Source organism: Amycolatopsis sp. cmx-11-12, assembly GCF_046269425.1.
GTDB lineage: Bacteria > Actinomycetota > Actinomycetes > Mycobacteriales > Pseudonocardiaceae > Amycolatopsis.
The window spans coordinates 24,987-34,637 of sequence record NZ_JADNQM010000059.1; the positions used below are offsets into that span (position 1 = coordinate 24,987).

The window sequence follows — 9,651 nt, forward strand, 5'->3', positions numbered from 1 at the left end:
AATCACGCGAGTTCGCGCAACTGGGCCGTCTTGTCCTGGGCCGCCATCACGTCGTCACCGTGCCGGAACGCCCACTCCCCGAAGGCCTCGATGGGCTCCAGGAGGCTGACCCCCAAGTCTGTCAGCGAGTACTCGACCTTCGCCGTGCGACCGCAGTCACGCCTGCTGACCAGACCGTTGAACTCCAGCCGCCGGACCGTCTCCGTGAGCACCTTCGTGCTGATCCCGCCGAGCCGCCGCCGCAGTTCGGCCGGCCGGAGCGCGCCGTCCCGCAGGGCCCACAGAACGACCGGGTTCCACGTGTTCGCCATCAGGTCGAAGGCCAGCCGGGCGCGGCAATCGGCGAGGAAGACGTCGTTCATGGGACCTCCGGTAACCACTTGGTACCCGCGCGGCTTTCTACCGTCGTGCTGTAACTCGATCTTAGGGAGCAGCACGATGCGTATCGGCATTTTCGGCGCGGGCGGGATGGCGGAAGCACTCGGGGGCCAGTGGGCCAAGGCCGGGCACGAGGTGATGGTCGCCGCCCGCGACCGGACCAAGGCCGCCAAGATCTCCCCACGAGTGGGGACCTGGGAGGAAACCGCCCGCGCGAGTGAGGTGATCCTGCTCGCCGTTCCCGCGCCGTCGGTGACGGAAGTCCTTGCCGCGGCGGGGAATCTCACCGGGAAGGTCCTGATCGACTGCACCAACGCGGTCGGCCCCGGCGCCGTGCTCACGGTGCCCGATCAGGCGGCCCGGATCGCCGCCGCCGCGCCGGACGCGCACGTGGTCAAGGCGTTCAACCTGTGCCACGTGGACGTCTGGCGGATGACTCCGCCGGTGTTCGGCGGCCGTCCGCTGGCGGTGCCGATCTGCGGCGACAAGGTCGGCGAAGTGAGCGAACTGGTCCGCGACCTCGGGTGCGTTCCCCTGGTCGCGGGCGGTCTCGACCGGGCGGCGCTCATGGAGGCGACGATGGCGTTCACGGTCGGACTGTGGTTCGACGGCCACGACGCCCAGGCCTGTTTCCCGCCCCTTCCGGCCTGATTTCAGGGTCGCCCCCGATGTGCCGGGCGGGGCGGTCGCGCGAACCTGTGCGGCGTGAAGACGAAAACCTGGCGACAGCTGACCGTGTGGCTGCACGTCATCACCTCGGTGGCCTGGATGGGGGAAGCCCTGGCGCTGTTCACCCTCCTGGCGATCAGCCGCACCACCGATGACGGCGCGACCCGCGTCGCGGCGACCTCCATGGCACACGAGATCGACTCGTTCCTGCTGGCGCCGCTCGCCAACGCGTCGGCCTTCACCGGCTTCATGCTCGCCGCGACGACGGCCTGGGGTTTCACCCGGCATTGGTGGGTGCTGGCGAAGTTCGCGATCACCCTCGTCCAGCTGTATGCCGGGATCTTCCTGCTGTCCGGCGCTTTGCAGGACTCCGTCGAGGCGGCGCGGGCGGGCGAACCCGAGCCCGCGCCGCTGGCGTTGGTCGTCGGCACCGCGCTGATGGCGAGCGCGCTCGCGTTCCAGGCGTGGCTTTCGGTGGCGAAGCCGTGGGGCAAGGCCCGCGCCGGCGTGAAGCTGCCGACTGCTCCGACGTGGGTGTTCGTCGCCGCCGTCGGCGCGCCGCTCGCCGACATCACGGTGGGCCTGCTCCTGGGCTACCCGCTGCCCGCGCTTTCGCTGATCGTGCTGGTCACGCGGTTGGTCCAACGCAGGCGGGGGCTGAAGGACGCCTTCCCCTCATCTCACCCGGTGAAGGGCGCTTTCCCCTCATGACATGCGGGGAAAGTCCCCTTCAGCCCCCGAGCCGGTCCACCGCCGTGATCCGGATGACCGCCACCCCCGCCTCGTCCGAAGCCGCCAGATCGACCTCCGCGCTGATGCCCCAGTCGTGATCGCCCGCCGGGTCGTCGAAGATCTGCCGCAACCGCCAGATCTCCGTCTCCTTCTCGATGATCAGCAGCTGAGGCCCGCGCGCGTCCGGCCCGATGCCCAGGGTTTCGTGCTCGTCGAAGTAGTCCTCGATGGCGTCTTCCCACGCGTCGGCGTCCCAGCCCGACGCGGCGTCCAGGTCGCCGAGCGTCCCGTAGGAACGCCGGGAAGCGAGTTCGACGCGGCGGAACAACTCGTTCCGCACCAGGACCCGGAAGGCCCGCTCGTTCCGCGTGACCGCGGGTGGCTCGGACGGCGGCCGCACCGAAACGGGACCCTCCTCTTCGGGGTGCCGCAAGGCTTCCCACTCGTCGAGGAGGCTGGAGTCGACCTGCCGCACCAGTTCGCCCAGCCATTCGATGAGGTCCTGCAACCCCTCGGTCTTGGCCTCGTCGGGGACCGTGTGCCGGAGCGAGTCGTAGGTGTCGGTGAGATACCGCAGCACCAGGCCTTCCGACCGGGCGAGCTGGTAGAAACCGATGTACTCCACGAAGTTCATCGCGCGCTCGTACATGTCGCGCACGACGGACTTCGGCTTGAGCTCGTAGTCGTCGACCCACGGATGCCCTTGCCGGTAGCGGGAATACGCCGCCTCCAGCAGTTCCTCCAGCGGCTTCGGATACGTGACGTTCTCGAGCAGTTCCATCCGCTCGTCGTATTCGATGCCTTCGGCCTTCATCGCCTGCACGGCCTCGCCACGCGCCTTGAACTGCTGCTGCGAGAGCACCGGGCGCGGGTTGTCCACAGTGGATTCCACAATGGACACGACGTCGAGCGGGTACGACGGCGAATCGACGTCGAGGAGTTCGATCGCGGCCAGCGCGAACGGCGAAAGCGGCTGGTTCAAAGCGAAGTCGAACTGAAGGTCCACGGTGAGCCGGACGATCCGGCCCTGCTCGTCCGGCTCGTCGAGCCGTTCGACGACGCCCGCCGCGAGCAGCGCGCGGTAGATCGCGATCGCGCGCAGGATCAGCTTCCGCTGGGCGGGACGGTCGGAGTGGTTGTCCTCCAGCAGATGCCGCATCGAGTCGAACGCGTTTCCCGGCCGGGAAACGACGTTCAGCAGCATCGAGTGGCTGACGTGGAAGCTCGACGTGAGCGGTTCCGGGTCGGCGGCGATCAGCCGGTCGAAGGTGCTCTCCGTCCAGTTGACGAACCCTTCCGGTGCCTTCTTGCGGACGATCTTCTTTTTCTTCTTGGGATCGTCGCCCGCCTTCTCCAGCGCCTTGGCGTTTTCGACAACGTGGTCCGGCGCCTGCACGACGACGTAGCCGTCGGTGTCGTAGCCGGCGCGGCCCGCGCGTCCGGCGATCTGGTGGAACTCGCGCGCCTTGAGATGCCGTTGCCGCACTCCGTCGTACTTTGTCAGCGCGGAGAAGACCACCGTGCGGATTGGTACGTTGATGCCGACGCCGAGCGTGTCGGTCCCGCAGATCACCTTCAGCAGCCCGGCTTGCGCGAGTTGCTCGACCAGCCGCCGGTACTTCGGCAGCATGCCGGCGTGGTGCACGCCGATGCCGTGCCGGACCAGCCGCGAAAGGGTCTTCCCGAACCCGGCGGCGAAGCGGAAGTCGCCGAGCATCTCGGCGATGGCCTCCTTCTCCGCCTTGGTGGTGACGTTGATGCTCATCAGCGTCTGCGCGCGTTCGATCGCCGCCGCCTGTGAGAAGTGCACGACGTAGACCGGCGACTGGCCACCGTGGAGCAGCTCGGACATCGTTTCGTGCAACGGCGTCAGCGCGTAGCGGAAGGTGAGCGGCACCGGCCGCTCGGCCGAGGTGACCACCGCGGTCGGGCGGCCCGTGCGCCTGGTGAGATCTTTTTCGAAGAACGAGACATCGCCCAACGTCGCCGACATCAGCACGAACTGCGCCTTCGGCAGTTCCAGCAGCGGCACCTGCCAGGCCCAGCCGCGATCCGGCTCCGAGTAGAAGTGGAACTCGTCGGCGATGACCTGGCCGACCGGCGCGTCGGCACCGAACCGCAACGCCATGTTCGCCAGGATTTCCGCTGTGCAGCAGATGATCGGCGCCTCGGCGTTGACGCTCGAATCGCCGGTCATCATGCCGACGTTCTCCGCGCCGAAGATCTCGATGAGCTGGAAGAACTTCTCCGAGACGAGCGCCTTGATCGGTGCCGTGTAGTAGCTGCGGCGGCCGTGGGCGAGCGCGGTGAAGTGCGCCCCGACGGCGACCAGGCTCTTCCCGGACCCCGTCGGCGTCGACAGGATCAGGTTCGCCCCGGAGACCACTTCGATGATGGCCTCCTCCTGCGCGGGGTACAGCGCTAACCCGCGCTCGGCCGTCCAGGTGGAGAAGGCTTCGAACAGCGAGTCGGGGTCGGGATCCGCAGGCAGGAGGTCTGTAAGTGTCATCAGAGGACCTATCGTGCCATCCGTTGGTCGCTTCTTGCCCAGGGGTGATCGCGCCCTTCGCCGGAAACCCGTAGGCTTCGCGGTACCGCGCACCCACCGGGCATGCATGAATCACCCGGCCGCGCGCACACAGGCGGTAATCCGAGAGGGCTAAGGAATGGCACAGGACATCATCCCGATCGAACTCGGCCTGCCACAGGGTGACGTCGTCACTCTCTGGGCGCCGCGCTGGCGGGAAGACGGCGAGGAGTGGGAAGCCTTCCTCGGCGACGAGGAGGACCTGTACGCCTTCCCCGACGCCGCGCATCTCGCCGCGTTCGTCCGGACTTCCGAGCAGCACGACCTGCTCGACCACCCCGCGTGGGAGCTCGTGCCCGCGCTGAACGTGCCCGAGCTGATCCCGGACGACGACCACACCTACGACCTGGTGGGCGTCCCCGAACTGGTCGCCGAGAAGCCGGATCAGTGGACGCTCGGCGAGCTGGCCGAGATCATCGGCATCGTGCGTTCGCTCGCGGACGTGTGCGAACTCGATGACGTGCACGAGGTCCTCGACGCGCACGAGAGCTTCTCGCTGCTGGACCAGGGCACGCTGCCCTTCTCCGGCCGCGACGGCGAACGCCTCTGGGCGGATCTGTCGAAGGCCGTCTCCGAGAAGTGGGACATCGTGCTCGACGCGATCGACGGCCTGGTGGCCGCTCCCGACGTCGACGAGAAGGTGCTGGAGCAGACGGCGGAAGAGCTCGCGACCTTCCTCGCGGAATCCGCCGAAGCCGAGGCGGCCGCCGCAGCCGACGAGGACCTCGAAGACGTCGACGTGGACGATGACGAGGAAGAAGACGACGAGCCCGTCGGCTTCTGGGGTGAGGTCGGCATCGACCCGATCAAGATCATCACCTCCGGCTCCGAGTACTACACGCTGCGCTGCTACCTCGACGACAAGCCGATCTTCCTCGGCAGTGAAGGCGAGATCGACGTCTTCTCCTCCGAGAAGGCCCTCATCCGCGCGATCGCGGACGGCAAGGAGCTGGCGGACAACGACCTCGCCCAAGTGTCCACTTGGGACGAGGTGACCACGAAGGCCACCGCGGGTGAGCTCGAGGTCGACGTCGACACCGAGAACACCTACGTGCTCAACGGCATCGCCGACGACATCGCCGAGGGCCCCGAGTCGATCGACCCGATCCAGCTGGAACTGGCCGTCGAGCTGATCACCGACGCCGCCGAGTGGGCCGAGGACGACAGCGTCGAAACCGCGCTGGCCGCCAACGAAAGCCTCGGCTGGCTGGTGTCGTTCGTGCTGCGGCCGGACCCCTCGCGCCTCGAGCCGAGTGCTCCGTTCGACGCCGAGCAGTCCGAGTGGCGCAAGCTCGTCGAGACCTTCGAGAACCGCCTCACGGTGTTGTGATCCACCTGTGAAAGGGCCCCTCAGGTTCGTCCTGAGGGGCTCTTTTCGTCTTTGACGGGCACCAGCGCGATGGCCAGCACCGGGAAGATCGCGGCGACACCGAAGGCCAGCGCGTAGCGGGTGTCGCCGATCACCAGGCCCAGCATCGGCGGGGTCAGTGCGGCGGCGATGTTCTGACCGGTGTTCTGCGTGCCCATCGCCCGGCCCGCCCACGCGAGCCCGGCCATCTCCGCCGACGCGGTGAACCCGAGCCCGTTGTCGGACACGGTGATCACCGCGGCCAGCACGAGCGCCAGCAGCACCAGCCATGGCCAGGTCGCGTCCCCGAGCGCGACCAGCAGCATCACCGCGGCACTCGAAATCGCCAGTTGCCGCATCGGCCGCAGCCTGCTGCCGACGCGGTCGGACCAGTAGCCCGACGCGAGCCTGCCCAGCGCGCCGAGGATCTGGACGCAGCCGACGAACCAGCCAGCCGACGCGGCCGTCCAGTGGTGCATGGTCACCAGATAGACCGGCGTGAACGCGGAGACCGTGAACTGCGGGACGACGAGCAGCGCACTCGCGCCGTGGACCCGCCACAACGCCGGCTTCCGGTACGGCGACGGCGGTTTCTCCCCCGCCGTGGTCCCGGATTCCGGCCGCGGCGGGTCGACGAGGAGCCAGGCGACGAGCAGTGCGGCGACGATCGCGGCCAGCGCGGGCAGCATGAGCGAGACCTGGAATCCCCAGCGATCCGCGAGCGGCGGGAGACCGAAGGCGGCGACCCCCACACCGAGCGGCTGGGCCATCTGGCGGATGCCCATCGCGAAGCCGCGTTCGGCCGGGCCGAACCAGCCGAGGACGGCCCGGCCACTCGCGGCGTTCACTGACGCGGTGCTCGCACCGGCGAGCAGGAACACTCCAAAGAGGATCCCTAGCGAGTGGTCACCGGCGGCCGCGTACACGAGGAGTAACCCCGAGACGCCCAGCCCGATGGCCATTACCAAACGCTCTCCGTAACGGTCCGCGGCCGCGCCCCACAGGATCAAGGTGAACAGCAGGCCAAGGCTCGGCGCCGCGACCACCGTTCCCGCTTCGGCGAGCGTGAGCCCCTCCGCACGCTGCATCGACGGGACCAGGAACGGGATCCCGTAGAGGAACGAACAGCTCGCGGTCTGCGCGGCGAGGCCGAGCGCGAGGATGAGCCAGCGTCGTTTGCCGCCGATCCCCACGTCCACGACCTGCGCCATCATCGCCACCGTTTCACTATTTGGGAAAGTCCTCCTACATAGTGAACGGTAGTTGTCTATGCTAACGAACGCAAGGCCGCATACCCGGGCTTGATGACCGTGTTGATGATGTCGAGCCGCTGGTCGAAATCGAGGAACGCGGATTTCATCGCATTGATGGTGAACCACTCGAGATCGGGCAGCCCGAAGCCGAACGCCTCGGCCAGCGCGGCGAATTCGCTGGTCATCGTGCAGCCGCTCATCAGGCGGTTGTCGGTGTTGACCGTGACCCGGAAGCGCAGCCTGGCGAGCAGGCCGATGGGATGCTCGCCGATCGAGCGCACCGCTCCCGTCTGGACATTGGACGTGGGGCAGATCTCCAGCGGGATCCGGCGGTCACGGACATAGGCGGCCAACCGTCCCAAATGGACCGTGCCGTCACTGTCGGTCTTGATGTCCTCGACGATGCGCACCCCGTGCCCGAGCCGCTCGGCGCCACAATGCTGAATCGCCTCCCAAATGGACGGAAGCCCGAAGGCCTCCCCGGCATGAATGGTGAAATGCGCATTATTCGTCCGCAGAAACTCGAATGCGTCGAGATTTCTGGTTGGCGGAAATCCGTCTTCCGGTCCGGCGATGTCGAACCCGACGACGCCGGCGTCGCGGTAGCGGACGGTGAGACCGGCGATCTCGAGGGCGCGGGCGTGCTGGCGCATCGCACAGAGCAACGTCCCGACCCTGATCCGGCCCCCTCCGGCCGCCACTCTCCGTTCACCTTCGGCGAATCCGGCCTGAATAGCCTCGACCACCGCATCGAGTGACAGGCCGCGTTCTACGAAGAGTTCGGGGGCGTAGCGCACCTCCGCGTAGACGACCCCGTCGGCGGCAAGGTCTTCCACCGCCTCGGCGGCGACTCTGACCAGCGCTTCCTCGGTCTGCATCACGCCGCAGGTATGCGCGAACGTCTCAAGGTACGAGACGAGAGAGCCGGAATCGGCGGCTTCGTGGAACCATCGGCCGAGCTCCACGGGATCGGTGGCGGGCAAGGCCGTGTACCCGGTCAGGTCGGCGAGTTCGGCGACGGTGCCTGGACGCAGGCCGCCGTCCAGATGGTCGTGCAGGAGAACCTTCGGAGCGCGGGTCAGTACCGCCTCCGGGATGCGGGAACTGGTGCTTTCAGAGGACATACGTAACGGTAACCAGCCTGTCATTCCCCTACATGGCGGTAACTCTCATGCTGGACTTAACCCTCAGCTTTGTCGATCACGGGCTGAATCGGCCATCAGGGGCAGAGCTCGGCATTGTCCGATACCCGGGGGCCATACGCACAGCAATTTCGCAATGGATAAGCTTCACGTCACGTCCCTCCCATTTCCCCGCCCACGAAGGACACCGCAGTGACCACTGACAACCACATTGCAGCCCCGTCCTTCGACCGGATGCGCAACATGCTGGTGCGCGCGGCCGAAGTGCGTGAGAGCGAACAGCAGCAGATCTTCGACGCGCTCGACGACATCTACGCCCGTCTCGCCCCGGTCGACTCGCTCGGCGCGGTCCGCAAGCGGCTGTCGGAGATGCCCGACCGCACCGAGACCAGCGTGCTCGCCGAACGCCTCGACGAGACCATGTCGCGGCTCGAAGCGCAGGACACGGCGATCGCCGCCCTGACGCGCGCCGTCGAAAGCGTCGTCGACAAGCTCGCCAAGCCCTTCGCCCAGCTGGACGGCCGCCTCGACGGCATGGCCGCGCGGCTCGAAGGCGTCGGGGGCCGGATGGACGGGCTCGAGGACAAGCTCCAGAACATCCACCGCCGTCTCGACGAGCTCGGCGCGCACCTCGACAAGCAGGACGTGAAGACCGACACGCTGCCGCAGTCGGTGATCGGCCCGGTGCGCGAGCGCGTCGAGCAGGCCGAGTCGGCCCTGCGCGACCGCGTCGACACCGTCGACCGCGAACTGCGCACCCGCGTCGAGAACCTCGACAAGGCGACCAAGGACAGCCTCGCCTCGAACACGGAAGCGCTGAAGACCGCGCTGACCGAGACCGGCGAGATGATCGACGCGTCGGAGCGGCTCGACGGCCTCGGCGACCGTCTCGAGAAGGTCACCTCGCGGCTCGACGGTCTGGCCGAGCGGCTCGACAAGGTCGAGGACGGCTTCACCGGACGCCTCGGCGACCTCGACGGCTCGATCCGCAGCGGCCTGTCGAAGGTCGAGAGCACGCTGTCGAAGCAGCCGGACACCGACTCGGTGGACACGCTGGTGCGCAAGAGCAACGACGAGTCCGTGCGCCGCATCGGTGGTCAGCTGGACGAGGCGATGGCGACCTTCGCGGAGCTGATGCTCGGCGGTGGCCCGGCCGTGCAGCAGATCTCCGCGGCGCCGCCCGCCCCGCGTCAGCCGCGCCGCAGCTCGCGCAACGGCCGGGCGCCCAAGGCGGCCGACGCCAAGGCGAAGGCCGACGGCACCGACGAGACCACCGACTGAGTTCTCTCCCCCTCCCCGCGTTTCGTCCTCTAGTTGCGGTAGTTCGCACCACGCACTTCCGCAACTAGAGGCCTGAACGCGACAGGCTGCGGGCTCTCCCCCTTTAGCGCGTGAAGGCCCCCTTCCCTCGGCTCAGCCGGGCGAATTCTCGGGGTCCTCGCAACACCTGATGGCTTATGTGGCTGCCAGTAGATCACGCAGGCGCTCGGCTGGTTTGTTCCAGCCGAGCGTTTTGCGTGGCCGGCCGTTGAGTTGCTGGGC

8 protein-coding genes are annotated in these 9,651 nt (G+C 67.7%); 4 read left to right on the forward strand and 4 right to left on the reverse strand.

The window, feature by feature from the left end; all coding sequences use genetic code 11:
* Positions 1-2: 2 nt before the first annotated feature.
* Complete coding sequence (locus ACLARN_RS41840) at positions 3-362, reverse strand: winged helix-turn-helix transcriptional regulator (RefSeq protein ID WP_409497032.1); 360 nt, start codon at positions 360-362, stop codon at positions 3-5.
* Here ACLARN_RS41840 and ACLARN_RS41845 point away from each other — a divergent pair.
* A complete protein-coding gene (locus ACLARN_RS41845) occupies positions 361-1,029 on the forward strand; it encodes an NADPH-dependent F420 reductase (protein WP_409497033.1) in 669 nt (222 codons plus the stop codon). The two genes, ACLARN_RS41840 and ACLARN_RS41845, sit on opposite strands and share 2 nt — an antisense overlap.
* Positions 1,030-1,083: 54 nt before the next feature.
* The gene (locus ACLARN_RS41850; RefSeq protein WP_409497034.1) at positions 1,084-1,758 is read left to right on the forward strand and encodes a hypothetical protein; all 675 of its coding nucleotides are present in this window, start codon (positions 1,084-1,086) and stop codon (positions 1,756-1,758) included.
* Positions 1,759-1,777: 19 nt separating this feature from the next.
* Here ACLARN_RS41850 and ACLARN_RS41855 read toward each other — a convergent pair whose 3' ends face one another.
* On the reverse strand, positions 1,778-4,288 hold the full coding sequence (locus ACLARN_RS41855; RefSeq protein WP_409497035.1) for a DEAD/DEAH box helicase: 2,511 nt from the start codon (positions 4,286-4,288) through the stop codon (positions 1,778-1,780).
* Between the two features lie 157 nt (positions 4,289-4,445).
* On the opposite strand from ACLARN_RS41855, the gene ACLARN_RS41860 reads away from it, so the two are divergent.
* Complete coding sequence (locus tag ACLARN_RS41860; protein WP_409497036.1) at positions 4,446-5,696, forward strand: primosomal protein; 1,251 nt, start codon at positions 4,446-4,448, stop codon at positions 5,694-5,696.
* Between the two features lie 20 nt (positions 5,697-5,716).
* Here the strand turns inward: ACLARN_RS41860 and ACLARN_RS41865 are convergent, their stop codons facing one another.
* Entirely contained in the window at positions 5,717-6,925 is a 1,209-nt protein-coding gene (locus tag ACLARN_RS41865) for an MFS transporter (RefSeq protein WP_409497042.1), read from the reverse strand.
* 56 nt (positions 6,926-6,981) lie between these two features.
* Positions 6,982-8,091 carry an adenosine deaminase gene (locus ACLARN_RS41870; protein ID WP_409497037.1) on the reverse strand — a complete coding sequence of 370 codons (1,110 nt, stop codon included), beginning with the start codon at positions 8,089-8,091 and terminating at the stop codon, positions 6,982-6,984.
* A gap of 210 nt (positions 8,092-8,301) precedes the next feature.
* On the opposite strand from ACLARN_RS41870, the gene ACLARN_RS41875 reads away from it, so the two are divergent.
* Entirely contained in the window at positions 8,302-9,390 is a 1,089-nt protein-coding gene (locus ACLARN_RS41875) for a PA containing protein (RefSeq protein WP_409497038.1), read from the forward strand.
* Positions 9,391-9,651 lie beyond the last annotated feature (261 nt).